This is a genomic window from Thiothrix nivea DSM 5205, assembly GCF_000260135.1.
GTDB classification, from domain to species: domain Bacteria; phylum Pseudomonadota; class Gammaproteobacteria; order Thiotrichales; family Thiotrichaceae; genus Thiothrix; species Thiothrix nivea.
In genome coordinates, this window is the sequence record NZ_JH651384.1 from 742,752 (window position 1) to 768,751 (window position 26,000).

The 26,000-nt window shown below is 55.9% G+C and carries 29 protein-coding genes and 3 pseudogenes; 20 read left to right on the forward strand and 12 right to left on the reverse strand.

Annotated features, from left to right (window positions below; genetic code table 11):
• Positions 1–2 precede the first annotated feature (2 nt).
• From THINI_RS03895 to THINI_RS03910, 4 genes are read left to right on the forward strand one after another with little or no spacing between them, the layout of a single operon-like run.
• A complete protein-coding gene (locus tag THINI_RS03895) occupies positions 3–1,193 on the forward strand; it encodes an ATP phosphoribosyltransferase regulatory subunit (RefSeq protein ID WP_002707357.1) in 1,191 nt (396 codons plus the stop codon).
• A 39-nt stretch (positions 1,194–1,232) separates the two neighbouring features.
• Positions 1,233–2,528: an adenylosuccinate synthase gene (locus THINI_RS03900; protein ID WP_002707358.1), complete on the forward strand. Its 1,296-nt coding sequence runs from the start codon at positions 1,233–1,235 to the stop codon at positions 2,526–2,528.
• Positions 2,528–3,292 (forward strand): tRNA threonylcarbamoyladenosine dehydratase, encoded by a 765-nt coding sequence (locus tag THINI_RS03905; RefSeq protein WP_002707359.1) that lies wholly within the window; start codon positions 2,528–2,530, stop codon positions 3,290–3,292. The genes THINI_RS03900 and THINI_RS03905 overlap by 1 nt, the downstream gene beginning before the upstream one ends.
• 42 nt (positions 3,293–3,334) lie before the next feature.
• The gene (locus THINI_RS03910) at positions 3,335–4,156 is read left to right on the forward strand and encodes a DUF2189 domain-containing protein (protein ID WP_002707360.1); all 822 of its coding nucleotides are present in this window, start codon (positions 3,335–3,337) and stop codon (positions 4,154–4,156) included.
• A 15-nt stretch (positions 4,157–4,171) separates the two neighbouring features.
• On the opposite strand, the gene dcd is transcribed toward THINI_RS03910, so the two are convergent.
• From dcd to THINI_RS03930, 4 genes are all read right to left on the reverse strand, one after another.
• Positions 4,172–4,738: a dCTP deaminase gene (gene dcd / locus THINI_RS03915; RefSeq protein WP_002707361.1), complete on the reverse strand. Its 567-nt coding sequence runs from the start codon at positions 4,736–4,738 to the stop codon at positions 4,172–4,174.
• Positions 4,735–5,178 (reverse strand): LEA/WHy family protein, encoded by a 444-nt coding sequence (locus tag THINI_RS03920; RefSeq protein ID WP_002707362.1) that lies wholly within the window; start codon positions 5,176–5,178, stop codon positions 4,735–4,737. Before THINI_RS03920 ends, dcd begins: the two co-directional genes overlap by 4 nt.
• A 139-nt stretch (positions 5,179–5,317) precedes the next feature.
• Positions 5,318–6,406: an iron-sulfur cluster carrier protein ApbC gene (apbC, locus tag THINI_RS03925; RefSeq protein WP_002707363.1), complete on the reverse strand. Its 1,089-nt coding sequence runs from the start codon at positions 6,404–6,406 to the stop codon at positions 5,318–5,320.
• A 159-nt stretch (positions 6,407–6,565) separates the two neighbouring features.
• Complete coding sequence (locus THINI_RS03930) at positions 6,566–7,162, reverse strand: DUF938 domain-containing protein (RefSeq protein WP_002707364.1); 597 nt, start codon at positions 7,160–7,162, stop codon at positions 6,566–6,568.
• A 59-nt stretch (positions 7,163–7,221) separates the two neighbouring features.
• Between THINI_RS03930 and THINI_RS03935 the strand changes: the two genes are divergently transcribed.
• From THINI_RS03935 to THINI_RS03945, 3 genes are all read left to right on the forward strand, one after another.
• Positions 7,222–7,548, forward strand: a complete 327-nt coding sequence (locus tag THINI_RS03935) for a heavy metal-binding domain-containing protein (RefSeq protein ID WP_002707365.1) — start codon at positions 7,222–7,224, stop codon at positions 7,546–7,548.
• Positions 7,549–7,553: 5 nt separating this feature from the next.
• Positions 7,554–8,114, forward strand: coding sequence for a thermonuclease family protein (locus THINI_RS03940; protein ID WP_002707366.1), 561 nt, complete (start codon positions 7,554–7,556; stop codon positions 8,112–8,114).
• 79 nt (positions 8,115–8,193) lie between these two features.
• Positions 8,194–10,284: a metallophosphoesterase family protein gene (locus THINI_RS03945; protein ID WP_002707367.1), complete on the forward strand. Its 2,091-nt coding sequence runs from the start codon at positions 8,194–8,196 to the stop codon at positions 10,282–10,284.
• A 7-nt stretch (positions 10,285–10,291) separates the two neighbouring features.
• On the opposite strand, the gene THINI_RS03950 is transcribed toward THINI_RS03945, so the two are convergent.
• Genes THINI_RS03950 through THINI_RS03960 form a run of 3 tightly spaced genes read right to left on the reverse strand, consistent with a single transcriptional unit; the run spans position 10,292 to position 12,039 of the window.
• Positions 10,292–10,879, reverse strand: coding sequence for a DUF1007 family protein (locus THINI_RS03950; protein WP_002707368.1), 588 nt, complete (start codon positions 10,877–10,879; stop codon positions 10,292–10,294).
• 33 nt (positions 10,880–10,912) lie between these two features.
• A complete protein-coding gene (locus THINI_RS03955) occupies positions 10,913–11,437 on the reverse strand; it encodes a HupE/UreJ family protein (protein WP_002707369.1) in 525 nt (174 codons plus the stop codon).
• An 11-nt stretch (positions 11,438–11,448) separates the two neighbouring features.
• The gene (locus THINI_RS03960) at positions 11,449–12,039 is read right to left on the reverse strand and encodes a HupE/UreJ family protein (protein WP_002707370.1); all 591 of its coding nucleotides are present in this window, start codon (positions 12,037–12,039) and stop codon (positions 11,449–11,451) included.
• A 110-nt stretch (positions 12,040–12,149) separates the two neighbouring features.
• On the opposite strand from THINI_RS03960, the gene THINI_RS03965 reads away from it, so the two are divergent.
• The 9 genes and pseudogenes from THINI_RS03965 to THINI_RS24055 all read left to right on the forward strand — a co-directional run bounded on the left by THINI_RS03965 (position 12,150) and on the right by THINI_RS24055 (position 20,708).
• Entirely contained in the window at positions 12,150–12,863 is a 714-nt protein-coding gene (locus THINI_RS03965) for a class I SAM-dependent methyltransferase (RefSeq protein WP_002707371.1), read from the forward strand.
• A gap of 56 nt (positions 12,864–12,919) precedes the next feature.
• Complete coding sequence (locus tag THINI_RS03970; protein ID WP_002707372.1) at positions 12,920–13,234, forward strand: putative signal transducing protein; 315 nt, start codon at positions 12,920–12,922, stop codon at positions 13,232–13,234.
• A 79-nt stretch (positions 13,235–13,313) separates the two neighbouring features.
• Positions 13,314–14,807 carry a leucyl aminopeptidase gene (locus THINI_RS03975; protein ID WP_002707373.1) on the forward strand — a complete coding sequence of 498 codons (1,494 nt, stop codon included), beginning with the start codon at positions 13,314–13,316 and terminating at the stop codon, positions 14,805–14,807.
• 27 nt (positions 14,808–14,834) lie between these two features.
• Complete coding sequence (locus tag THINI_RS03980) at positions 14,835–15,263, forward strand: DNA polymerase III subunit chi (RefSeq protein ID WP_002707374.1); 429 nt, start codon at positions 14,835–14,837, stop codon at positions 15,261–15,263.
• Positions 15,264–15,276: 13 nt separating this feature from the next.
• A complete protein-coding gene (locus THINI_RS03985; protein ID WP_154724340.1) occupies positions 15,277–15,618 on the forward strand; it encodes a hypothetical protein in 342 nt (113 codons plus the stop codon).
• Between the two features lie 68 nt (positions 15,619–15,686).
• Positions 15,687–18,641, forward strand: coding sequence for a valine--tRNA ligase (locus tag THINI_RS03990; RefSeq protein ID WP_002707376.1), 2,955 nt, complete (start codon positions 15,687–15,689; stop codon positions 18,639–18,641).
• A gap of 93 nt (positions 18,642–18,734) precedes the next feature.
• Positions 18,735–18,956, forward strand: coding sequence for a hypothetical protein (locus THINI_RS03995; RefSeq protein ID WP_040839070.1), 222 nt, complete (start codon positions 18,735–18,737; stop codon positions 18,954–18,956).
• A 97-nt stretch (positions 18,957–19,053) separates the two neighbouring features.
• Positions 19,054–19,413, forward strand: a complete 360-nt coding sequence (locus tag THINI_RS04000) for a HopJ type III effector protein (protein ID WP_002707377.1) — start codon at positions 19,054–19,056, stop codon at positions 19,411–19,413.
• A 285-nt stretch (positions 19,414–19,698) separates the two neighbouring features.
• A pseudogene (locus THINI_RS24055) lies at positions 19,699–20,708 on the forward strand (ISAzo13 family transposase).
• Positions 20,709–20,777: 69 nt separating this feature from the next.
• Here THINI_RS24055 and THINI_RS04015 read toward each other — a convergent pair.
• Together THINI_RS04015 and THINI_RS04020 are read right to left on the reverse strand one after the other, a co-directional pair.
• A complete protein-coding gene (locus THINI_RS04015) occupies positions 20,778–21,014 on the reverse strand; it encodes a PIN domain-containing protein (RefSeq protein WP_002707379.1) in 237 nt (78 codons plus the stop codon).
• Positions 21,011–21,343 (reverse strand): DUF7317 family protein, encoded by a 333-nt coding sequence (locus THINI_RS04020; RefSeq protein ID WP_002707380.1) that lies wholly within the window; start codon positions 21,341–21,343, stop codon positions 21,011–21,013. The genes THINI_RS04015 and THINI_RS04020 overlap by 4 nt, the downstream gene beginning before the upstream one ends.
• 169 nt (positions 21,344–21,512) lie before the next feature.
• Here THINI_RS04020 and THINI_RS24985 point away from each other — a divergent pair, with 169 nt between their 5' ends.
• The 3 genes and pseudogenes from THINI_RS24985 to THINI_RS04030 all read left to right on the forward strand — a co-directional run bounded on the left by THINI_RS24985 (position 21,513) and on the right by THINI_RS04030 (position 22,477).
• The gene (locus THINI_RS24985) at positions 21,513–21,728 is read left to right on the forward strand and encodes a hypothetical protein (protein WP_154724341.1); all 216 of its coding nucleotides are present in this window, start codon (positions 21,513–21,515) and stop codon (positions 21,726–21,728) included.
• A 9-nt stretch (positions 21,729–21,737) separates the two neighbouring features.
• Positions 21,738–22,157 (forward strand): annotated as a pseudogene (locus tag THINI_RS26260) (element excision factor XisH family protein).
• Positions 22,142–22,477, forward strand: a complete 336-nt coding sequence (locus THINI_RS04030) for a XisI protein (protein WP_002707381.1) — start codon at positions 22,142–22,144, stop codon at positions 22,475–22,477. Before THINI_RS26260 ends, THINI_RS04030 begins: the two are co-directional and overlap by 16 nt.
• 4 nt (positions 22,478–22,481) lie before the next feature.
• Here THINI_RS04030 and THINI_RS04035 read toward each other — a convergent pair whose 3' ends face one another.
• The 3 genes and pseudogenes from THINI_RS04035 to THINI_RS04050 all read right to left on the reverse strand — a co-directional run bounded on the left by THINI_RS04035 (position 22,482) and on the right by THINI_RS04050 (position 24,188).
• On the reverse strand, positions 22,482–22,739 hold the full coding sequence (locus THINI_RS04035) for a BrnA antitoxin family protein (RefSeq protein WP_002707382.1): 258 nt from the start codon (positions 22,737–22,739) through the stop codon (positions 22,482–22,484).
• 58 nt (positions 22,740–22,797) lie between these two features.
• Positions 22,798–23,738, reverse strand: a pseudogene (locus THINI_RS27155) (IS1595 family transposase).
• A 15-nt stretch (positions 23,739–23,753) separates the two neighbouring features.
• Positions 23,754–24,188, reverse strand: a complete 435-nt coding sequence (locus THINI_RS04050) for a GIY-YIG nuclease family protein (protein ID WP_002707383.1) — start codon at positions 24,186–24,188, stop codon at positions 23,754–23,756.
• 292 nt (positions 24,189–24,480) lie between these two features.
• Here THINI_RS04050 and nifB point away from each other — a divergent pair, with 292 nt between their 5' ends.
• Positions 24,481–25,995, forward strand: a complete 1,515-nt coding sequence (gene nifB, locus THINI_RS04055; RefSeq protein WP_002707384.1) for a nitrogenase cofactor biosynthesis protein NifB — start codon at positions 24,481–24,483, stop codon at positions 25,993–25,995.
• Positions 25,996–26,000: the final 5 nt, after the last annotated feature.

The window sequence follows — 26,000 nt, forward strand, 5'->3', positions numbered from 1 at the left end:
ACATGCCGAATACTGACCAATACTGGGCGCTCCCCGATGGCATCAGCGAAGCCCTGCCCGACGAAGCCGAGCGTCTGGAACAACTGCGCCGCAACCTGCTGGATTTATTTTCCGCCTGGGGTTACCGTCTGGTCATGCCCCCCCTGGTGGAATTCATGGAATCCCTGCGCACTGGCCACGGTAGCCATCTGGACGTGCAAACCTTCAAGCTGACCGATCAGTTGAGCGGGCGCATGATGGGTGTGCGTGCTGACATGACCCCGCAAGTGGCGCGTATCGACGCCCACAAGCTCAAGGGCAACCAAGCCAACCGCCTGTGCTACATCGGCAGCGTATTACGCACCCGCAGTTTCCACCGTGACGGTTCGCGCTCACCCTTGCAGGTTGGCGCAGAACTGTTTGGCCATGCGGGGCTGGATAGCGATTTCGAGGTCATTTCCCTGCTGTTGGAAACCCTGACCCATTGCCATGTCCCCAACCTGGTGGTGGACATCGGCCACGTCGGTATTTTCCGCTCACTGGCGCGTGCCGCCGGGTTGAATGCGCGGCAGGAAAGCACTTTTTACGACATGCTGGAGCGCAAATCCTTGCCCGAGATTGATGAATGGCTAGCGCAAGCCAAGCTGCCCACCGACATCAGTGGCTGGCTGCGCCAATTGCCGCGCCTGAACGGTTCGCAGGCAGTGCTCGATCAGGCAGCAGAACTGTTCGCCGGGGCGCATCCGGATATTCAGGAAGCGCTTGCCTACCTGCGCACCTTGGTTGGACGGCTGGCCGCCAGTTTCCCGGATTGCCGCATTCATGTTGATCTGGCCGAATTGAGTGGTTATGACTACCATACCGGCATTGTATATGGCATTTATACACCCGGCTTAGGGCGTGAGGTGGCGCGTGGCGGGCGTTATGACGGGATTGGCGAAGCCTTCGGGCGGGTACGCCCGGCCACCGGTTTTAGCACCGACCTGCGCACCTTGGCGGGCTTTGCCCTGCCCCACATGCAGGCATCCGGCAACGCGGCGATTTTTGCCCCGGACACCCAGGATGCAGCACTGGAGCAACTGATACGCGACCTGCGCAACCAGGGCAAGCGCGTGGTGCGCGCACTGGACGGGCAAGCCGCAACACCAGCGGCACTGGGTTGCAATCAGCAGATTACACAGCAAAATGGCCAGTGGGCCGTGGTAGCCGTTTGATATTTAACGTTACTTTGAAGCATTGAGAGCGAGACTGACATGGGAAAATTCGTCGTTGTATTGGGCACGCAGTGGGGTGATGAAGGCAAGGGCAAAATCGTTGACCTGCTAACCGAAAACGCCTCCGCCGTAGTACGTTTTCAGGGCGGCCATAATGCCGGGCATACGTTGGTCATTAACGGTGAAAAAACCGTGCTGCACCTGGTGCCTTCCGGCATCTTGCGTGCTGGCGTCGAGTGTATGATCGGCAACGGCGTGGTGCTTGCCCCTGATGCCCTGCTCAAGGAAGTCGAGATGCTGGAAGCACGTGGCGTGCCTGCCCGTGAACGCCTGAAAATTTCCGAAGCCTGCCAGCTGATCCTGCCTTACCACGTGGCACTGGATGCGGCGCGTGAAAAAGCCCGCGGAAAGAAAGCCATCGGCACCACCGGTCGTGGCATCGGCCCGGCTTACGAAGACAAGATTTCCCGCCGTGGCCTGCGCGTTGGCGACCTGCTTAACCCTGAGCAGTTTGAAACCAAGCTGCGCAACATCATGGAATACCACAACTTCGCACTGGTCAATTACTTCAAGTGTGACCCGGTTGACCCGGATATGGTGCTGGCTGAAGCCATGCGCATGGCCGAAATCATCAAGCCGATGATTGCCGACATCCCATACCGCCTCTCCGAAATGCGCAAGGCAGGTCAGGATGTGATGCTGGAAGGTGCACAAGGTACCCTGCTGGACATCGACCATGGCACTTACCCGTATGTCACCTCTTCCAGCACCACCGCTGGCGGTGCTTGCACCGGTTCCGGCGTTGGCCCGCGCAGCATTGACTACATCCTCGGCATCACCAAAGCCTACACCACCCGGGTTGGCGCAGGCCCATTTCCGACCGAGTTGTTTGACGATGTAGGCGCGCACATTGCCAAAGCAGGTAATGAATTCGGCTCCACCACTGGCCGCCCACGCCGTTGCGGCTGGTACGACGCCGTTTCCCTGCGCCGCGCCATGCACATCAACTCCATTAGCGGCCTGTGCATCACCAAGCTGGACGTACTCGACGGGCTGGAAACGGTCAGCATCTGTACCGGCTACGATCTGGATGGCAAGGTCATCGACGTGCCGCCAGTAGACACCGACGCATTCGAGCGCTGCAAGCCGGTTTACGAAGACATGCCGGGCTGGAAGGAATCCACTTTTGGCGCAACCAGTTACGACGCACTGCCAGCCAACGCCAAGGCATACCTGAAGCGTCTGGAAGAAGTGGTTGAAACCCCGATCGACATTATTTCTACCGGGCCTGACCGCGACCAGACCATTATCCTGCGCGACCCTTACGCTGCGTAATGGATGAAATGGATGTAAGCCGCCGCTTTGGTGGCATCATCCGCATTTACGGTGAAGCGGCATTCGCCCGCTTCACCACTTCCCACATTTGCATCATCGGTGTCGGTGGCGTTGGTTCCTGGGTGGTGGAAGCGCTTGCCCGTAGTGGTATCGGCAAACTCACCCTGATCGACCTCGACAACGTGGCGGAATCCAACATCAACCGCCAGCTTCCTGCACTTGGTAGCACAGTAGGCCGTGCCAAAGTCGATGTACTGAAAGAGCGCTGCCTCGACATCAACCCCGCCTGCCAAATCCATACCATTGAAGATTTCCTTGAAAAAGAAAATCTTGCCGAACTTGTTTCATCCGAATTCGATTACGTGCTGGACTGCATCGACAACTTCCGCATTAAAGCCGCGCTGGCCACACACTGCCGCCGCAACAAAATCCGCCTGGTCATGCTGGGCGGCGCAGGTGGGCAGAAAGACCCGACCAAAATCCGCCTGTCAGACCTGGGCAAAACCCAGCAAGATCGTTTGCTGGCGAGGGTGCGCAAGGAACTGCGCCAAAACTACGGTTTCAGCGCCAACCCCCAGCGCCGTTTCGAGATACCGGCGGTGTGGTCTGAGGAAGCCATGATCCTGTCGGAAAGCGGCCCAGCCTGTGACCTGAGCTGCGCCGGGGGGATTGGTTCCATCATGACCGTGACAGCCAGCTTCGCCATGGTCGCCGTTAGCCATGTCCTGACAAAACTGGCTGCAAGGGAAACAGCAAACGCCTGATTTCTGGTGTACTCTTAATACACACCAGAGGAGGAACCCGCCATGTCGCCAACAGAAGAAACCCGTAATAACGATCAAGCACCGGAAATCGGGGAAAACACCCGCACGCGCCCGTTTGTCGCCCCCTGCCGCCAGCTTGCCCCAACCGCGCCGCTACGCTGGCTGAAACAGGGCTTGCAGGATTTCAAGCAAGCTCCGTTACTCAGCATGATATACGGTTCGCTGTTCATGTTGGCCAGTTGGTTAATCGCGTTGTGGTCGTGGCAGGTGGGCAGCTTCACCATGCTGATTGTCCTGTTCGCGGCCTTCGTTTTTCTTGGCCCAGCGCTGGCCATGGGCTTGTATTCCGTCAGTTGCCAGCTTGACCGGGGCATGAAACCACGCATTGGCTTTTGTTTAAGCCAGGGCAGGAAACGCCTCGGCAACCAGATGGTGTTTGCATTCGCGCTGTTGGTGATCTTTTTGGTTTGGGCGCGCGCCGCCGCCATCGTCAACATTTTCCTGCCGATGGCGCGGGAACCAAATTTCAACGAAATGCTGACTTTCCTGATCATCGGCTCCGTAGTCGGTTTGCTGTTTTCAGTGGTAGTGTACTGCGCTAGTGTATTTTCCCTGCCCATGATCATGGATCGGGAAGTTGACGCGATTACCGCCGTGCTGACCAGCGTCAATGCCGTCCTGAGGAACAAGACCGCCATGCTGCTGTGGGCGCTGATCATTCTAGGGTCGGTTGTGTTGGGGTTCCTGACGTTGTTCCTCGCCTTTGTCGTCACATTGCCCGTGATTGGGTATGCAAGCTGGCGAGGCTATCGGGAAACCATTATTGGCGATGAATGGCCGCAAGACCCGGATACAGCCGCCTGATCCGGATCGGACACATCAGGTTTTGGGCAGGGTAACGCCCTTCTGCCCCTGATATTTGCCGCCACGATCCTTGTAGGATGTGTCGCAAACTTCATCGGACTCGAAGAACAGCATCTGCGCCACACCCTCGTTGGCGTAGATCTTTGCCGGTAGTGGCGTGGTGTTGGAAAATTCCAGCGTCACATGCCCTTCCCACTCAGGTTCCAGAGGCGTGACATTGACGATGATCCCGCAGCGCGCATAAGTGGACTTGCCAAGGCAAACCGTCAGTACGCTACGTGGGATGCGGAAATATTCCACTGTCCGCGCCAGTGCAAACGAATTAGGCGGGATGATGCATACATCACCGGTGAAATCGACGAAACTCTTTTCGTCAAATGCCTTCGGGTCGACAATGGTGCTGTTGATGTTGGTAAAAATCTTGAATTCATTGGCGCAACGCACATCATAACCGTAGCTGGAAGTACCGTAAGACACGATTTTTTCACCATTAACGGAACGCACCTGCCCCGGCTCAAAGGGTTCGATCATGCCCCCGTTTGCCGCCATACGCCGAATCCAGTGGTCGGATTTGATACTCATTGCTGCACTCCTATACCGCCCTGACGCTGGAAGGGAACGCTAATCAAAGGCAGCTTCACTGCACCCGTCAAATCGTATTGCAACCTGCGTTCACGCCAGGCAACCGGAGCCAGCCGCGCCAGTTCGACGAAATCCAGCGTGATAGGAATGTTGACCGGCACTTCCTGCCTTGCCCCGATCATTTGCTCTTCCGTCCGGTCACCGCTAGCGACTGGCCGCCCGTTGAGGCTTAAACCGTACTGGATGCCCTTGACCGGAATCGGGAACGCATTCGGGTTACTGACATTCAGGGTAATAAGCGCCGTTCCCCGCGTCAGGGAAATATCCTGCAAACCGATGTTCTGGACAGAAATCTTGGGTTGCTCGATAACACCGGGGACGCTGGTGCAGGCGCTTAGCAGCAGAGGGGCAAAGATGAAGACAAGGATTCGTTTCAGCATGTGTTTTTCTTCAGGTTGGTTGGAGTGCTGAATATAAACGAGGAAGGGGGAGGAAGAAACCCCTCCTAACCTCCCCTTATCAGGGGAGGAACAAGAGGGTGCTCCGTTTGCTTGCCCCCCTGATAAGGGGAGGAGTTTCTTAAACGTTCATGATCTTGATGGTCGGGAACTTGGTGCTGTAGTCCTTGGCTTGGCGTGCCAGACGGGCAGCTGCCTTGCGGGCGATGTCTTTGTAGATTTGCGCGACTTTGCCATCCGGGTCAGCAGCAACGGATGGGTTACCGTTGTCGACCTGTTCGCGGATTTTAATGTCCAGCGGCAGGCCGCCAAGGTAATTCACGCCGTATTGTTCCGCCATGCGCTGGCCGCCGCCTTCGCCGAAGATGTGTTCCGCGTGGCCGCACTGGCTACAGATGTGGATACTCATGTTCTCGACAATGCCAAGGATAGGCACTTCGACCTTCTCGAACATTTTCAGACCCTTGCGGGCATCCAGCAGAGCGATGTCCTGCGGGGTGGTGACGATGATTGCGCCAGAAACCGGAATTTTTTGCGAAAGTGTCAGCTGGATGTCGCCAGTACCCGGCGGCAGGTCGATAACCAGATAATCCAAGTCGCCCCAGTTGGTGTCGCCCAGCAACTGTTCCAGCGCCTGCGTGACCATTGGGCCGCGCCAGATCATTGGGGTATCTTCTTCGATCAGGAAGCCGATCGACATGGCTTTGATGCCATGATTTTCCATCGGCTCCAGACTTTTGCCGTCTTCGGAAACGGGCTGGCCGCTGATGCCCAACATGCGTGGCTGGCTGGGGCCGTAAATATCCGCATCCAGCATCCCGACAGTTGCGCCATCAGCTTTCAGCGCCAATGCCAAGTTGACGGCGGTGGTGGATTTACCTACCCCGCCCTTGCCGGAGGCGACGGCGATGATGTTCTTGATGCCATCCTTGCGTTTGACGCTTTTCTGTACGGCATGGGCAGCCACCTGGGTTTCGACAGTCACAGCGGCGTCGGCAGCGCCAGCCGCCGTCAGGGCAGCCTTGATTTCAACCGCCAGTTCATCACGGTATCCGCCTGCCGGGTAACCCTGCACCACGCGCACGGCTACCTTGCCGCCATCCACGGTAATGTCCTTGACCTGGTTGAGGGACACGATGTCCTGCTCCAGATAACGATCCTTGATTTCTTTGAGTAACGTTTCAACCTGTTCGCGTGTCATGTCAGCCATTCCGGTCTCCATTCAATGAGCTTGTAAATCTGGGCGCGATTCTACACCAACTGTTGGCAGACCCGAAATAAGCACCTATTCAGGAATGAGAATTTCCAGATCATGCGCCCGTGGCCTGAATTTTTCCGGTTTTCAGAGGGTTCTGTATTGGGTATGGCGTCAGTTTTTGCGCCATACCAGCGTCCGGTTATTCACCGGCATTTCAATATCATGCAACAGCACCATCCCCGCCGCTGCCGCTAGCCGGTTGAGGTCATCCATATCCCGAATCCCGCTGTTCGGGTCACGCATCTTCAGCCACTGGTCGAAACGCGCATTGCTGTCACTGGTGTATTGCCCACCGTAGTTGAACGGGCCGTACAGCGCGAATAGCCCGCCTTCTGGCAACAGCTTGCCAACTCCGGCGAAAAAAGCTTCCACTTCCTGCCACCCCATGATGTGTGCGGTATTGGCAGAATACACCGCATCCACCACCATGTCCGGCCATGGATCGCGCAGCACATCCAGCGGCAGCGGCGGGCGGGTATTTGGCAAGCCCGCCTCTTCCAGCCACAGCAGGATACCGGGATGGTTTTCCGCCATGTCGCTGGTATGCCACACCAGATACGGCAGGTTGGCCGCGAAATGGACGGCGTGCTGCCCCGTGCCACTGCCGATTTCCAGCACATTGCGGCAATCGCGGAACAGCGGCTCAAGCACTGCCAGAATCACATCCTTGTTCTGTTCAGAAGATTCGGCAAAAGGTTTTATTGTCATCAGGCATCCATCCGCTAGAATTCAAAGATAGCCACATTGTAACAATAACGGAGCACAACATGATCCAGTCAACCACCCCCACCATCCAGGGTAAGGAAATCACCCAGTACTACGGCGTCGTGACCGGCGAAGCCATCCTCGGCGCGAACATTTTCAAGGACTTTTTCGCCGGCATCCGCGACATCATCGGCGGGCGTTCCGGCGCTTATGAAAAGGAACTGCGCCGCGCCCGCGAAATCGCTTTCGCCGAAATGGAAGAACAAGCCCGCGAGATGGGCGCAAACGCGGTGGTTGGCATCGACATCGACTACGAAAACGTCAGCATGGGCAACGGTGGTGGCATGTTGATGGTCAGCGTCAGCGGCACAGCAGTGACAGTGAAATAACCGGCATGAAGAAACTCCTGATCATTCCACTGTCAGCCCTGTTGCTGGCAGCCTGCATCGACACCTTTGATGTCAAACCAGACAGCAAACTCCAGTCACAACTGCCGCCTGATGCAAAGGTAACCGGGGACGGCCATCTGCTTGCCAGCGGGCGCGTCGTCAGCATCAGCGACGGTGACACCCTGACTGTGCTGGGCGCTAACAACCAACGCTACAAAATCCGCCTGCAAGGCATCGACGCACCGGAAAAAAACCAGCCCTACGGCCAGAAATGCAAGGAAGCCCTGATGATGGCGACCGCCAACCTGCCGGTCGAGGTAGAAGCCTACAAGCTCGACCGCTATGGGCGCATCATCGCCAAAATCATGGCTGGCGGTAAAGACGTAGCGCTGGAACAAATCAACAACGGCTGCGGCTGGCATTACACCGCGTATGCCAAAGAGCAAAGCGCCGCCGACCAGCAAGCCTATTCCGCCGCCCAAAAGCAGGCGAAGAAGTCGCGCAAGGGTTTGTGGCGCGACAAACAGCCCACCGCACCGTGGGATTTCCGCCGCCAGCAGCGCTAGAAGGGCATTTCCATTCGACAAACTTATCGCTTTCGGCCTATGCTTGCTGTAACAAACAGCAAACATGGGCGGCTTTACCATGGAAGAATCCCTTACCCTCCCTGCACTACCGCGTATTCTGGCAGGCCCCATCCTGCGGCGCGTCACCACCGGCAGCGTCACCGTGTGGCTGGCCAGCAGCACTGAACTGAAACTGACCTTACGCATTCTGGATGCCAGCGGCGCGCTGATCAGCCAGCCTGCGCAACCCGATTCCATCCACCGTTCCCACATTATCCCTGGCCAGTCAAACTGGCAGTTGGGTAAACAATTGTGGGTCACATTGGTGGAAGCTTGTCCACTCGCCACAACCTTCCCCACCGATGCCCTGCTCAATTATGAGCTGTTTGACCATAATGCCAATACGCTGCTGGATCTGGATGATGTTTGTCTGGCCGGAGAAAGGCTCCCTGGTTTTTTCATCCCCAGCCAGCTTGGGGTGATTGCCTATGGCTCCTGCCGCAAAACGCACGGCTTATCGTTCAACGACGATGGGCAGGTGCAGCACAAAGATTCGCTGGCACTGCTGACCGACCAGCTGGAAGACACCCGCCGCGACCTGGACAAACGCCCTGCCATGCTGTTCCTGGTCGGTGACCAGATTTACGCCGATGATGTGCGGCCAGAGCTGATGGTTTACCTGCAAGCACTGGCACTGCAACTGATGGGCAAGGACATCGCGCTGCCCGATAACGCCAATGTTTGCCAGATTACCGACGCAGAGCGTTCCCTGATCAAGACCGGTTGCGGCCTGACATCCAGCTCCAAATATGCGCATGTACTCAGCTTTGGCGAGTACGCCGCCCTGTATCTGGTCACGTTCGGCAACCGGGTCGGTTTCCAGTTCAACGCCAGCGGCATGGAAAAGGCCGAGGAACTGAACGGTCTGGAACGCTTTTCCCCCGACAAGGTGCAGGATCTGGAGCGGCACAGCCTGCAAGCCTTTGTCGAAAGCCAACCGCAGGTGCGCAAAGCATTCGCCAACATCGCCACCTACATGAATTTCGACGACCACGACATCACTGATGACTGGAATTTGTGCCGTAGCTGGTATGACACGCTCAGTTCCAGCAGGAATGGCACACGGGTGATCTCCAACGGGCTGGCCGCCTACTGGGCGTTCCAAGCATGGGGCAACAGCCCGGCGCAGTACCACGACAGTTTCATCCAGATCATCAAAGATCATCTGGATGACCCGGACGACCCGCCCAAAGCCGCCGAATACGACTTTCATCTGTGGAAATTCCGTCGCTGGAGCTTTGTGCTACCCACCACGCCGCCCATTTTCGTGATGGATTCGCGCACCCAGCGCAATTTCGGCAGTAACAATGAACCGCCGCAACTGATGGATCGTTACGCGCTGGATGAAATGCGCGGTGAATGGCTCAATATTATCGACACCAACCAACAGCCCATCTTCATTACCGGCACGCCGGTATTCGGCTTTTCCTCGATCGAATGGTTGCAGGATTTCCTCTACCGCATCGGTGTACTGGCGGGCGGTTTCACCGGCCTGTTCAGCGCCAGCAGCATGGACGTGGAAAGCTGGGTCGCCAACCGGCGCGGGATGGCATTTTTCCTCGACACATTACGGGTACGGATGAGGCTGGAAAAAGTGACCTTCCTGTCCGGCGACGTGCATTACAGTTTCGTCAACCGCGCGACCTACACCAACCGCAGCAATCCGCTGGATCCGCAAGTGTTGCAATGCCTGCAACTCACCAGCAGCGCGATGCGCAACACGCCACAGGTGGGGCGGATGCTGGAAACCTTCCTCGCCAACTGGGCCACCAAGGTGCGGCGCGGCCACTGTAGCCCGGAAACCTTGCCGTGGTGGGAACGGGTATTTTTCTGGCGGTTGTTCCGTTACGACACCTGGAAAATGAAAGTGAGCGGCATACCCGGCATCGCATCAGACCGGCGCAAACTCACCCCGTGGTGGAAGATATTCCTGTTCTGGCGCATGATCGACATCGAAAACAAACGCCCTGTGCTGCGTACCGAGCTGAACTGGATTACCAGCCGCCCCAATGTGGCACTGGTGTATCTGAAGAATGGCGAAGTGGTGCGCCAAGTGCTGCTCTCAGGCGACCAGCGGGAGAACAACCTAGTTTACGAAATCAAGCCCTGATCATTGGCTATCTGCACTGTACATGCGCGATTTGGGCAGGGTCGCCATGGGCAAAGTCTTCTTTCTGCTCCAACCCCACTGTGCAGGTAGCCTTGAGTTTGCTTCCCAGCTTGATGCGACTGGCATCCCGGTATTTCAGCGTCGCGCTACCGCTGGAATCAGCGAGGGCGACATCCAGCTTTTTCCCCGCCAAATGTTGTGGCGTCACAATCGGTAACAGGAAATCCAGTTGCAGGCGCTGGTCTTGCGTCAGTTCCAGACGATACCGGGTCACGGTAACCAACTGCAATGCCTGCCCATCCAGATTCAGGCGGGTGAAATAGTTCAGCTTGAGCAGGTCACCCAGCATTTGATCTGCCAGTGCTTGCAGGCTTGCGGCGCGCTTACCAGCGGACAGATCCTCGCCTTCCAGCAACATTTGCGAAACTTCCTGGCCATACAGCCAACGCATTTGCAGACCGGTCAACTTACCACTGGCGTCTTCCACCAACTGGTTGTTGACATCAATATCGTAGTGAAAACCACCAGCCAAAACCGGTCTGGTAAAACTCGACAGCACGACCGCCACACCCAGCCAAAAATTGTTAAAAGACATAAAAAAACACCAATAAACAATTGAATTAAATAGCTATGGCTTGACCAGCATAAAAGTCAATACCATCATGGCGCTGGCCAGCACCCAGGAACCGATTACCCGCAGCACAATACCATCCAGCAAGTTACGCAGCAGATAGCCGGTTAGCGCCAGTAAAACCAACACCCCACTGGCACCAACCAGCGTACCCGCCAGCATGGCCTGAATTTTCATGGCTTTCATGCCGGGGATCAGGGCAGGCGCAGAATCCAGCCCCACCAACAGCGCGCCAAAACCTGCCAGTAACACACATAACCAAGGCGGCAAACCCAGGCGCAAGGCCAGCAGTGCACCCGCGATACCTGCCAGTATCAGCAGCAACACTTCGTTACGCCAGTCAGCTACACCCAACTGGGTCAATTCCAACCCCAGCAACGCCAGTAGCAGGAAAACCAACCCGCCTGAACGCATTTGTCGCATACCTTGCTGCCCAAGCAGTAACCCCAACCCTATCAAGGCAATCAGGTGAGCCGGATACAGTAGCGGGTGCTGCAAACCTTGCAGGAAAAAATGCATCATGGGTGAGCCGCTTACAGCAAACCAGCCAGAAAACCGACACCCGCCAACGCAATCACCGCGCCGCTGGCCCGGACAGCCGTATTGCCCCACTGCCAGCGGGACAATTCACCGAAGGCGATCCCGCTCAGGTGCAGCAAACCGGTCGCCACCACAAAACCGATGCTATAAACAAGCGGGTTAGCAGCAACCGGCAATTCCGCCCCATGCGCATGGCCGTGGAAAATGGCGAAAGCGCCCACCAGCAACGCCGCCACCCACAACGGCGGGCGTACCGCCAGCACCACCATCAGCCCCAGCACCAGCGCCGATGCCGCAATACCGGTTTCGACCCCAGGCAGCGGAACACCCACGACACCCAACATCCCACCAAACGCCATGACCACCGGAAACACCACCGGCAACAGCCAAATCGCAGGCCGCCCCAGAAACGCCCCCCACAAACCGACCGCCACCATGGCCGCCACATGATCCCAACCAAACAGCGGGTGGGTGAAACCACTCATGAAACCGCCGCTGAGGCTGGCGGCGTCGGAATGCGCCAGCGCTGTCCCTGTTGTCAGCGCCAGCAACAACAATACCCTGGCCATCTGTTGCAATCCCATTCAATGTCTCCTTGATCTCTGCTGAATGGCTGGCATTGTAGTCCAAAAACTTGAATACCCGGCAGGGATTCATGCCAAAATAAACCCTCCGTAACCATCTGCTGACCGCCATGCAAATCCACAACCCAAATGCCAACACCCTTTGCAACGAACTCGACCTGATCGGTAAGCACCTGCCGCTGGAGAACGCCACCGTGCTGGAACTCGGCTGCGGCAAGGCGCAAATGACGCGCCGCATCGCCGACCGTTTCCCGGTTACCCGCATCATCGCCACCGAAGTCGACCAGATCCAGCACGCCAACAACCTGGCCAGCGAACGCCCCGCCAATATCGAATTCCACGCAGGCGGCGCGGAAGCCATTAACGCGCCCGACAACAGCATCGACGTGGTATTCATGTTCAAATCCCTGCACCATGTGCCGCGTGAGCTGATGGGGAAAGCCATGCAGGAAATCGCCCGCGTGCTCAAACCCGGCGGCATGGCATGGATTTCCGAACCGGTGTACGCAGGCGATTTCAACGACATCCTGCGCCTGTTTCACGATGAAAAAGTGGTGCGTGAGCTGGCCTTTAATGCCGTGCGTGAAGCGGTCGAATCCGGCAAACTGGAATTGGTGGAACAAATTTTCTGCAACACCGAAAGCCGTTTCGCCAACTTTGACGAATTTGACCAGCGCATCATCCAGGTCACCCACACCAACCACCAACTGGATGACACGCTGTACCAGAGCGTAAAAACCCGTTTCAACGCCCACGTAAGCCCCGAAGGCGCACGCTTCCACAACCCGGCGCGTTTCGACGTGCTGCGCAAACCTGTCCAGTGAACCCAGTGATTATCAGGAATTGCCGTGGCAACAGGAAAAAACGCTAGAATGTCAGCATGATGAAACGTGTCTACACCTCCGCCACCCCGATGATGGCCAGCTTCCTGCATGACGTGCTGGAAAATGCCGGTATCCGCTGCATCCTGAAAAATTACTTCCTCAGTGGTGGTACAGGCGAACTGCCGGTCAACGAAACCTGGCCGGAACTGTGGGTGCAAGAAGCAGACGAAACCCGCGCCCTCGCCGTCATCCGCCTGACCCTGGAGGCCCGCACGAATGCCCCTGACTGGACTTGCCCCAGTTGCCACGAACGCATCGAAGGCCAGTTCCAGGCTTGTTGGAACTGCGGTTACACTGCCGAATCGGCATGAACAACGGCAGTCTTTCAGGATTGGAATTCTGTCGTGTAAACTGTGTCACGACAACAAAAGCCATCTGAAGGGATAACGCATGAACTACCATTTCGAACCGTCTGCCAATGCCGCAGTATTACACACTGACTGTGTGATTGTGGGCGTTTACCGGCATGGCAAGCTTTCCGCCGCAGCCGCCCAACTGGATGCCGCCAGCGGCGGCGCACTGCAAAACCACCTCGACATTGGCGATTTCAGTGGGGATAAAAACCGCACTAGCCTGCTGTATAACCTGCCCGGCGTCACCAGCAAACGGGTACTGCTGGTAGGAATGGGGGAAAAAGACAAACTGACGCTGGAAGCACTGGCGCAAATCACCCAAAGCGCCGTCAATGCCCTGAAAAGTGGCAAGGTTGGCAATGCCATTTCCTTCCTGACTGATGAAATTGCCTCCGAATACCTGCAAAGTGCCGTGCGCCAGACAGTTACGGCTGTAGCCGACGCGCTCTACACCTTCGATGCCTACAAGAGCAAAAAGGATGATGCCGCCAAACCCATGCTGGAAGGCTGGATAATTGCCCACACCATCGCAGGCGATTTCAGCGCCGCCGTCACCCAGGGGTTCGCCATCGCCGAAGGGATGCAGGTCAGCCGTGACCTTGCCAACAGCCCCGGCAACGTCTGCACCCCCACGTATCTGGCCGAAATCGCCCAAGAGCTGGCCAACTCCTGCAACAAGGTGGACATCAACATCCTGGAAGAAACCGACATGGATGCGCTGGGCATGGGGTCATTCCTCTCCGTATCCAAGGGCAGCGAACAGGACGGCAAGCTGGTGATCCTGCAATACCACGGCGGTAATGCCGGGGATGCGCCTTTCGTGTTGGTCGGCAAAGGCATCACCTTTGACACCGGAGGCATTTCGCTCAAACCGGGCAATGCGATGGATGAAATGAAATTCGACATGACCGGCGCAGCCAGCGTGATCGGTACACTCACCGCTTGTGTGGCAATGCAGTTACCGCTGAACGTAGTGGGTGTAATCGCTGCGGCTGAAAACATGCCCAGCAGCAGAGCCAGCAAACCCGGCGATATTGTGACCAGCATGTCCGGTAAGACCATCGAAATCCTCAACACCGACGCCGAAGGCCGTCTGGTACTGTGTGATGCCCTCACCTACGTGGAACGCTTCAACCCCACCGCCGTGGTCGACATCGCCACCCTGACCGGCGCGTGCATCACGGCGCTGGGGCACCACACCTCCGGCTTGCTCAGCAACAACGACGCGCTGGCGGAAGAGGTACTGGCGGCAGGCAAGCAAGCCTGTGACGAAGCCTGGCGCTTGCCAATGGGCGAAAAATACCAGGATCAGCTCAAAAGCAACTTTGCCGACATGGCCAATATCGGCGGGCCACCAGCGGGGACGATTACCGCCGCCTGTTTCCTGTCACGCTTTACCGAAAGTTACCCGTGGGCGCATCTCGACATTGCCGGGACAGCCTGGAAAGGTGGCGCGGCCAAAGGCTCTACCGGTCGTCCGGTTCCTCTGCTTTGTCAGATCCTGATCAACCGTGCCAACCAGCATGGGTAACCCGATGCATACGCCCGCCCAGTGCCCATGACGAAAATTGATTTTTATGTTGGGAAAACCCATGGCTTGCAGGCACGGCTGATGCTGGCCTGCAAGGTGGTGGTGAAGGCTTATCAGCAGCAAATGCATACCTACATCCACACCGACTCCGCCACGACCAGCCAACGTCTGGATGATTTATTATGGACATTCAATGACTTGCTATTCATCCCTCATGCGCTGGCTCCAGTGCGTGAACAAAATGAACTCATCCTGATCGGCCATGATCACGAACCGATGGAAAATTGCGGGCTGCTTATCAATCTTTCCAACGAAGTACCAGGATTTTTCTCACGTTTTGAACGATTAGCCGAAATTCTAGATCAGGAAGAACCCGTAATACACGCTGGTCGTAAACGCTACCAGTTTTACCGTGACCGGGGCTATAATCTGGACTATCATCAACTTAAGATTTAAACAACGACGGACTATGATGCGGCAAGACTTCGACAAAACCATCCGTATTCCAGTCATTACTGATCTGGTACGGGCAGGTGACAGCGAAATTGTCAGTCAGGCACGCAACCCCCGTTCCCACCAACAACGCCGTGAAACCTTTGAACAACGCCTGAAAGAGCGCATTGCCGAGCTGCAATCCGCCACCGGGCAGGACGAATACTCCGGTCTGGCGCGTGCCCACGCCATCCGCTCCGAAAACAACAAGCAGGCAGCCCCCCCACCTACCCCGACCCGCCTCGACCCTTCCGTGGAAAAACACATCGACCAGGCGCGTGACGAGCTTCTGCGTGAACTTTCCAGCATGTTGAAGTGATTTCCCACCCGGGTAATAAACCCGCTATAATGCCGCTCTTTTTCATCCATTATTGAAAAGCGGCGGCTATGGACAAGACCTACCAACCCCAGGACATCGAACAACGCTGGTATCAGCATTGGGAACAAAGCGGCTATTTCGCCCCACAAGGTGACGGCAAGCCGTATTGCATCATGATCCCACCGCCGAACGTGACCGGTACTCTGCACATGGGGCACGGTTTCAACCAGATGGTGATCGACACCCTGATCCGCTACCACCGCATGAAGGGCGACAAGACCCTTTACCAGCCGGGTACTGACCACGCAGGTATCGCCACGCAAATGGTGGTCGAACGCCAGTTGAATGCACAAAATATTACCCGCCACGATCTGGGCCGGGAAAAATTCCTCGAAAAAGTTTGGGAATGGAAAGAACACTCCGGTAACACCATTACCCGCCAGTTGCGCCGCCTGGGCACTACACCGGACTGGTCGCGTGAACGTTTCACCATGGATGATGGCTTGTCCGAAGCCGTGCGCGAAGTGTTCGTGCGCCTGCATGAAGAAGGTCTAATTTACCGTGGCCAGCGTCTGGTGAACTGGGATCCCATTTTACATACTGCCGTTTCCGATCTGGAAGTCATTTCCGAGGAAGAAAACGGCTTCATGTGGCACTTCCGCTATCCGGTAGCCGATGCTGGCGGCAATGCTACCAACGAATTCCTGACCGTTGCCACCACCCGCCCGGAAACCATGCTGGGTGACTCCGCCGTTGCGGTACACCCTGAAGATGAGCGCTATAAGCAATTGATTGGCAAGCAAGTTGTGCTGCCACTGGTTGGCCGCCTGATCCCGGTCGTTGGCGATGAATACGCCGACCCGGAAAAAGGCACAGGTTGTGTCAAGATCACCCCAGCGCACGATTTCAACGATTATCAGGTAGGCAAGCGCCATAACCTTGAACTGATTAATATTTTTACGCAAGATGCAAAAATCAAATCTAGCCACTTTGACGATATGTCTTGGGGGCATCGTGCATCTCCTGATGTCCCATCCGAACTCCAAGATAAAGTAGGAATTACAGATGTAGATAGCCCACATTTGCAAGGAAATACATCTGCCGGTATTCCAGAAAAATATCGAGGCTTGGATCGCTATGAAGCCCGCAAACAGATCGTGGCGGACATGGACGCACTCGGCCTGCTGGCGGAAATCAAGGATCACAAACTGATGGTGCCGCGCGGCGACCGCTCCGGCACCGTTATCGAGCCTTACCTGACTGACCAGTGGTACGTTGACCTGACCCGTGACATACAGCCGGATGGCCGCCCCGGCGGTAAAACCGCTATTGCGCAACCGGCGATTGATGCGGTGGAAAGCGGGAAAATCCGTTTCATTCCGGGCAACTGGGTAAACACCTACAATCACTGGATGTACAACCTCGACGACTGGTGTATCTCTCGTCAGTTGTGGTGGGGACACCGCATTCCGGCGTGGTATGACAACGCAGGTAACGTCTACGTCGGGCGTAATGAAGAAGAAGTCCGCAGCAAGAACAATCTGCCTGCCGACCTTGCCCTGCGTCAGGATGAAGACGTGCTCGACACCTGGTTCTCCTCTGCACTGTGGCCGTTTTCCACCCTTGGCTGGCCGAATGTGGACGACGAAGCGCTGAAAAACTTCTACCCCACCCAGATGCTGATGACCGGTTTCGACATCATCTTCTTCTGGGTGGCGCGCATGATCATGTTCGGCTTGAAATTCATGGGCGACGTGCCGTTCCACGATGTCTATATTCATGGCTTGGTGCGTGACGCCGAAGGCCAGAAAATGTCCAAATCCAAGGGCAACGTGCTTGACCCGCTGGACATCATCGACGGCATCGACCTTGAATCACTGGTCGCCAAGCGCACCAGCGGCATGATGCAACCGCAACTGGCCGCCAAGATCGAGAAAGCCACCCGCAAGCAGTTCCCGGATGGCATTGAACCTTATGGTACGGATGCGCTACGTTTCACTTTCGCCTCCTTCGCCACCGCCGGGCGCGATATCCGCTTTGACCTGCAACGGCTGGAAGGCTACCGCAATTTCTGCAACAAGCTGTGGAATGCCGCGCGTTACGTACTGATGCAGTGCGAAGATCAGGATACCGGCCTCGATGCCAGTCTGCCGGTGGAGCTTTCCGCTGCCGACCGCTGGATCCTGGCACAATTGCAAAATACCACGGCAGAAATTACCGACCACATCGACAACTACCGTTTCGACCTCGCCGCCAAGGCCATGTACGAATTCGCGTGGCACGAATACTGCGACTGGTATCTGGAACTGACCAAACCGATCCTCGGCAAGGCCAACGACAATGAAGCTGCCAAGCGTGGCACCCGCCGCACGCTGGTGCGTGTTCTGGAAAGCACCCTGCGCCTGATGCACCCAATCATGCCCTTCATTACCGAAGAAATCTGGCAGAGCATCAAAGGGCTGGCGGGAACAGATAGTGCTTCCGGCGATTCCATCATGCTGCAACCCTACCCTGTCGCTGATGAATCCCTGATCGACAAGGCTGCCCTGACCGAAATCGAATGGGTGAAAGCCTTCATCATGGGCATCCGCCGCATCCGCTCCGAGATGGACATCAAGCCGGGGCAAGCGCTCGACGTGCTGCTGCAAAACTGGAGCGACACTGACAAGGTGCTATACGCCAATAGCGAAGCCTTTGCCCGCTCACTCGCCAAGGTTGCATCCGTCACCTGGCTGGCGAAAGACGAAACCGCGCCAGAATCCGCTACTGCCCTGGTAGGCGAAATGAACGTGCTGATTCCGCTGGCTGGCCTGATCGACAAGGCTGCGGAAATCGCCCGCCTGGGCAAGGAAATCGACAAACTGCAAAAAGGTCTGGCAGGTCTGGAAGGCCGCCTCAATAACCCCGCATTTGCCGAAAAGGCGAAACCGGAGGTCGTGGCAGCTGCGCGCCAGCAGGCTGAAGAGCAGCATACAGCCTTGACACAGTTACAGGCACAACTGGAAAAGATCAAAGCTTTGTAGTGTGAAAACCCCGGCTTGGAATGTAAGTGAATTACCGGATATGCCCACCTGTTCGGGTATACTTCAGGCTCGTCCGTTTCGCAGGAGCCTTTCATGCCCCAGTCCGACGCCCTGATCTTTGAAGTCTCCCACAGCATTCAACACATCCGTGCTGCTGAACTCCCGCAAAATGCCCATCGTGGTCGAATTCACGGGCGCATGGCCGGAACCCTGCATCCGTATGGAAAACGCCCTGGGCGCACTGGCACGGGAAATTCCCCGGCCAGTTCATTTTCGCCAACCCGGAATACAAGGATGGTGCTGCCCGTGAAATGATTATCAACCTGACCAACATGCTGACGCCGAACGACCCTGAACTCGCCAAAGCATTCCGTCGACGTTTGGGCAGCGCCACTGCATAAGGAGGATCACCATGAGTATTGATGAACTGTTAAACCAGCTCGAAACGCAGCCTGATCAGATCGACTTTGCCAGCGTCATCACGGCCATCGAAGTACATTACGACTATACGCCGCAGGCATTTAGCAACGGCGTGAATGGCAGCAGCGTAAGCAACCCTGCCGGCACCAATGAAGGCTCCTGCAAGGTATTCGCCTTCGCGCAATTACACAACCTGTCCGAATTCCAGACCCTGAAGCTGTTTGGCGAACATTACCGTAAAGTGCTGGCGACGCCGGACGAAACCGACCACGCCAATATCCGCGCCTTTATGCGCCACGGCTGGGAGGGCATCCAATTTGATGCGCCAGCATTGCAAGCAAAAGCGGTTTAAGGGGATTTCCCTGAAAGATTCCCCCGCAATGGCTACACTTGTCTTATCGACAAGCGGAGTCCCTATCCCCATGCCCCCGAACCCCAAACAGCTAACCCGATCCTGAGCGAATCCCAGATAGCCGACCTGAAACTGGCGGCCTCGAAAATGTCTGGCAGCACCCGCCGTGCGTTCCAGGCGGACATGAGCCGGAAATATTGTGCAGGCAACGCCCGCCAGACTGAAAGGTGTTTTGGCTGGGGTCGGGAGGGGGTGCAGTTGGGTTTGGAGGAACAGCGCAGCGGCATGGTTTGCGTGGGTGCGCAGGCGGCGTATTGTGGCCAGAAGCGCTGGGAGGAAACCCAGCCGGAAGCGGCAGCCGCCTTGCTGGCGCTGGCGGAAGCACATAGCCAGCAAGACCCGACATTCCGCAGCAGCATCGCCTACACCCGCCTGACGGCGGCGGAAGCCATCCGGCAGTTACAGGCCATGGGGTTCAGCGGTGGACAAGTGCCCGCCCCCAGCACCATGGCGCGGATACTCAACCGGAATGGCTACCGCCTGCGCAAGGTGGAGAAAGCCAAGCCGCAAAAAAAATTCCAGAAACCGACGCCATCTTCGCCAATATCCAGGCCAACGATGGGCAGTTTGCCGATGGGGCGGTCAAACGCCTGAGCATGGACTGCAAGGCGACCGTCAACATCGGTGACTACTCACGGGGCGGGAAAACACGGGGTGACAATAAAGCCGCTGACCATGAGATGGGCTGCAAAGAGAAATACATCCCTTTTGGCGTACTGGATGAGGACAGTGGGCAGGTTTACCTGACCTTCGGCAGTTCCAGCAAAACCAGTGACTTCATCGTGGATTCCCTGTGCCGGGTATGGGAACAGATGCCTTCTGCTGACAAGGACGCCTGCCAGTGCATCCAGATCAAAGCGGACAATGGCCCGGAAAGCAGCGGGATCAGGACGCAATTCCTCAAGCGCATGGTGGAATTCGCCAACCATACCGGTAAGACAGTCCACCTGCTGTACTACCCGCCTTACCACAGCAAGTACAACCCGATTGAACGCTGCTGGGGGATTCTGGAACAACACTGGAACGGCACCCAGCTCAAGGATGCCGAAACCCTGCTGGAATGGGCAAAAACCATGACCTGGAAAGGCATCAACCCCATGGTCGAATTCAGCCACAAGGTTTATGAGAAGGGCGTGACCCTCAGCAAAAAAGCTATGGAGGCTGTTGAGGCGAGGCTGGAAAGAAATGCTGCTTTACCAAAATGGGACATTCTGATTCGCCCTGTTTTTGGGTAATATCTTTGAGGTAAATCACCTAAGTGCACAAGTCAGGAAAATCCGCTAAACCTTTAACTCCCCGGGAAGTTAAGGAACCGGAGCGCACGCACCCTGTATCTGATCGTTGCTGGCGACGCGCAGCCAACCGGCTTCCAGGGCTGATTTCAGTTTTTGGCTGCCGGGGCGCTGGGCGTCAGGTTTCAGTTCGGCGTGGACTGCGGGGGGAATCCATATTTCCGCATACAACAGGTGCAGCAAATCAAGCTGGCCGATACGCGCCAAACCTATCAACGGGCTGGAATCGGCAATGACAATGCCGCTCAAAGCGCGTGCTCCAGTTCCCCCTCCAGTTCTTCGGGCGGGTAGTCCACCGCATCAATACCGCTTGCGCCCAGCAGTTCGATGAATTCCTCCAGATCAAGCCCGGCGAAACGGGCGGCCTGGGCAAGCGTCATCTGGCGGGATTGTACGAAATACAAGGCCATTGTCCGCTGTACGCCGTGGCGCAGCAGGTTTTCATCAAAGGGAATCGCCAGCATGGAAGGTTTGCCGTGCTTGGTGATAACGGTCATGTGACCCTGTTCGGCGTGCTTGATCAACTCACCGGAACGGTTGCGCAAATCACGGGCGGAGAAGACTTCGACAGCTTGCATGGTGATGTTTCCCGGATCAGTTATGTACACAAAGTGTAGCACAGCTCATATTTGGAAAACCCAAGCAAATGGTAGAATGTTGCCGCCGCTGAACAAACAAAATACCGTTCTCACCAGCGGATTTTACGGCTAAACTTTTCCTTATCGCTTTATCCACGGTACAAAAATCATGACAATTTCTGTACGTCCATCACCGGAAATGCCACCGGGTAACTATTCCCGGCAGCTATCCTCACAACAGATTAAGATGCTCAAGACATTGGCAAACAAACCGGATACAGAAATTGATCTGAGCAACATCCCCGAAGCAGGTAATGGCGCATGGAAAGATGCTGTACCCGGAGCATTTTCTGTCGCCAATAATCCCGGCCAAACCGACCAATAAGGAGCAAAGATGCCGCGTCTGGACGTTTACCACGATCAAGTCAAACGGGCACTGGAAAAGGATGGCTGGGTCATCACTCACGATCCGTTCCCGCTGACGATGGGCAAGAAGCGCATGTTTGCAGACCTTGGCGCGGAAACATTGCTCAGTGCGGAAAAAGAGTAGGCCAGAATTGTTGTCGAAATCAAAAGCTTTACGGGTGTATCCGTTATCAAGGATTTGGAGCAAGCGCTGGGGCAATACACGCTTTACCGGCGGATTCTGGAAGTAAAGGAACCGGAGCGCATCCTGTATCTGGCGGTCACGACCCGCGTTGCCCGTGAAGTTTTCGAGGTGGAATTAGGCCAATTGTTGCTGGATACGGGGTCTGTGCGTATTCTGGTATTTGATGCGGAACAGGAGGTTATCACCCAATGGCTACCCAACTAGACTACCCGGCGCTGATCAAGCGCATCCTGCTGGAGTACACTCAATACAAGCCCGTGTATGGCGACATCGAAACCACCGTCAGCTTTGATGACGAACATGCCAACTACGCCTTGTTGCAGTCAGGCTGGGATGGGGATGACTACCTGCATGGCGCGATTGTCCATATCCGTTTGATCGACGGCAAAATCTGGATTCAGTATGACGGCACGGAAGAAGGCGTCGCCACCGACTTGCTGGAAGCGGGCGTGCCGAAAGCGCATATCGTGCTGGGATTCCGGCATCCCAGCGAACGGAAATATACGGGGTTGGCGGTGGCGTGAGTAATCAGGCTGCAACCTGTTTCCTTTCCGCCATCATTTCTTCACGGATAACCCGGCGTAATACCGTCTCCAGCGATTGGCCTTCCTGCTTGATATGGGCTTTCAAGGCATCGTTGATCAGGCTCTGATAGTTGCCGCCGCCCTTCACCTGATCCCGGAACCATTGCACGACATCAGGGTCGAACCGGATGGTGATCTTCTCCTTGTTGGTCTTGATGACCGCGCCGCGTTTGCCGCCGCTGAAATCATGCTGGTTATTCATAATGTAATTGTTGATGAATATTGTTAATAATGTAAGGCTCAATATGCGTTTCAGGGTCTTATCCCAACAGCAGCGAAAGCAAGGACTGTAAGGCAGCTTGCCCCCGTTTCCTGATGTTGTGAAGAGACTCGAAGAATGCAAGGTAACACGGTAGCTTTTCTTGTGAGATCCCCCCGATGAGGTCGTAACCATGAGCGTAACAGTGACCAAAAACCTTCCATCGTATTGACGTGGACTTCATGGAAACCGTCACCATCTTCGTCACGGGGCATATTCGCCTGCGCCATGGTTGACGGTTTTGTGGGCATAGCCCCATTCTTCCAATCGGCTGTAAATGTTGTACTCATCGGTGTAGACCAGCGTGCCTGCTGCCACCGTTTCCACAATCAACGGCTTGATCGTCGTCTGTTTCACATTCGCCAGCATACGGATCACGACCTCCCCGGAACGCTGGATCATGCCGAAAATGGGTGGTTTGTCCTTTCCAGTGTCCCACGCCCCGGCGCACCTTTCAGGGCGCGGCGGCGACCTTCACGCCCAGCATCCGCGACGGCTTCGGGGTTTCCCTTGTGTCCAGCCTTGACATAAACCTCATCAAATTCAACATTCCCAAACAGGTTTACTTGGCGTTTTTTTTCTTCGTACACCACGCCGTAACTGTTCCGTCATCGCCTGAACATCATCCTTGTTCAACCCCAATTCGCGGGCGATTTGTTGGTTGGACAGGTTCAACGACATCAGGTACAGGCACAACACCCACACCTTCAGCGGCTGGTGGTGGCCTTCAAACACCGTTCCCGTCAGGTCATCAAAACGCTTTTGGCAATCCTTACACTGGTAACGCTGGCGTTCCTGCTGGGTGTCATCCTTGCCTCGACGGATAGTGTCCTGTGAACCGCAGTGCGGACAAATCACCCCATTAGGCCAACGCACGGAACGGACTTGCTCGAAACAGGCGGCATCACTGGTCAGGCTGGAAATACTGATGAGCGAGGTCATAAAGCCTCTCCTTGGCTATCGGAAATGACTAACTTTACCGCTATCCATCACGTTTGCAATGCCGGGGAAAACAAGACCCTGAAACGCATATTGAGCCAAAAGAGATTCAATAGCTTCGATATCTTTTTTATAAGTATAGCGAGGATATTCCTCACGTTTTTTATCCATGTTATCAATAAGATACCAGCTTGTAAACTTTCCAATTGAAGCCGCATACACTTGAATTAAATCAGATTCAAATTTTATCCATGGCATATGTTGTCTTAGGCGGCGTTCAATTCCATGCAAAGTCATGCCTATATAGACTAACTGGTTTTTTCCGTATAAAGGATGCGTACTATAAATGGCATAAAGAACGTGATTTTCACAAGATTTACTAAGCTTAATATCCTCAGTTATGGAAAAAGGCCCCTCCCAAAATACATCAAACACCTGTTCTTCACGCACCATAGTAATTAACTCCACCTCGTTCCACAGCTCAAAAAAATTCCCAAAAGGCGATTTTATCGCCAATAGTTTATTAGAGACTACTCTTTCGCTTCAACAAATAATTTAATCTGTCGCTTTCCCTACATCACATTCCCGACATTCCCCCTCAAAACCTCTTGTAGCACAACCAACACAACCACCCCATCCCATTGAAAAACAAACAATAAACCCAAAACCCACCCACTTGGCACGCAACTTGAAACAGTCCCCCCAACACCCACACGAAACCCTTTTCGTTACGGAGAACACGCGCATGGAACTGACTGTTTTAGGGCAAAGCCAAACCGACACCGCTCCCGCCGCCGGGGGGTGTTCCTCCAGCGGTTGCGGAGGCAGCGACGATCAACTGAGCCACCTGCCGGAACACATCCGCGCCAAGGTGCATAACCACCCGTGCTACTCCGAAGAGGCGCACCACCATTACGCGCGGATGCACGTCGCGGTCGCCCCGGCCTGTAACATCCAGTGCCATTACTGCAACCGCAAGTATGACTGCGCCAACGAATCCCGCCCTGGCGTGGTTTCCGAGCTGCTCACCCCCGATCAGGCGGTGAAAAAGGTCATGACCGTGGCCGCCAACATTCCGCAGATGACCGTGCTGGGCATCGCCGGCCCCGGCGACCCGCTCGCCAACCCGGAACGCACCTTCGACACCTTCCGCCAACTGACCGAGAAAGCGCCCGACATCAAGCTGTGCGTCTCCACCAACGGTCTGGCCCTGCCCGAACAGGTCGAGGAACTGTGCAAGCACAACATCGACCACGTGACCATCACCATCAACTGCGTCGACCCCGACGTCGGCGCACAGATTTACCCCTGGATATTCTGGAACAACCGCCGCATCCACGGGCGCAAGGGTGCTGAAATCCTCATCAAGCAGCAGCAGAAAGGTCTGCAAATGCTCACCGAACGCGGCATCCTGGTGAAGGTCAACTCGGTGATGATTCCCGGCGTCAACGACAAGCACCTGGAAGAAGTCAGCAAGGTGGTCAAGGAAAAAGGCGCGTTCCTGCACAACGTCATGCCGCTGATCGCCGAAGCCGAACACGGCACCTTCTACGGCGTCATGGGCCAGCGCGGCCCCACCCACGACGAACTGCAAACCCTGCAAGACGCCTGCGCAGGCGACATGAACATGATGCGTCACTGCCGCCAATGCCGCGCCGATGCGGTAGGCATGTTGGGTGAAGACCGTGGCGATGAATTCACCATGGACAAGATCGAAGCGACGGAAGTCGACTACGCCGCCGCCATGGTCAAACGCGCCGAAGTCCATGCCGCCATCGAAGCCACCCTCGCCGCCAAACAGCAGAAGAAAAACGAAACCTTCATCTCGCTGGCATCCCTCGGCGTCAAACCGAAACAGGAAACCCGCCCGGTACTGATGGCGGTCGCCACCGCCGGTCAGGGCGTGATCAACCAGCACTTCGGCCACGCGCGCGAATTCCTCATCTACGAAGCCAACGCCCACGACGTGCGTTTCATCAGCCACCGCAAAACCGACCTGTATTGCAGCGGCGATGACACCTGCGGCGACGGCGAAAGCGTCCTGCAAAAAACCATCAACGCGCTCAAGGGCTGCGAGGTGGTGCTGTGTTCCAAGATCGGCTACGAGCCATGGGGAATGCTGGAAGAAGCCGGAATCATGCCCAACGGCGAACACGCGATGGAAGCCATCGAAGACGCGGTAGCTGCCGTCTATAAGGAGATGGCCGACAAGGGCTTGCTCGACAAAAAACCTGAAACCCAACAGCGCGCTACGGCGTAAGGAGA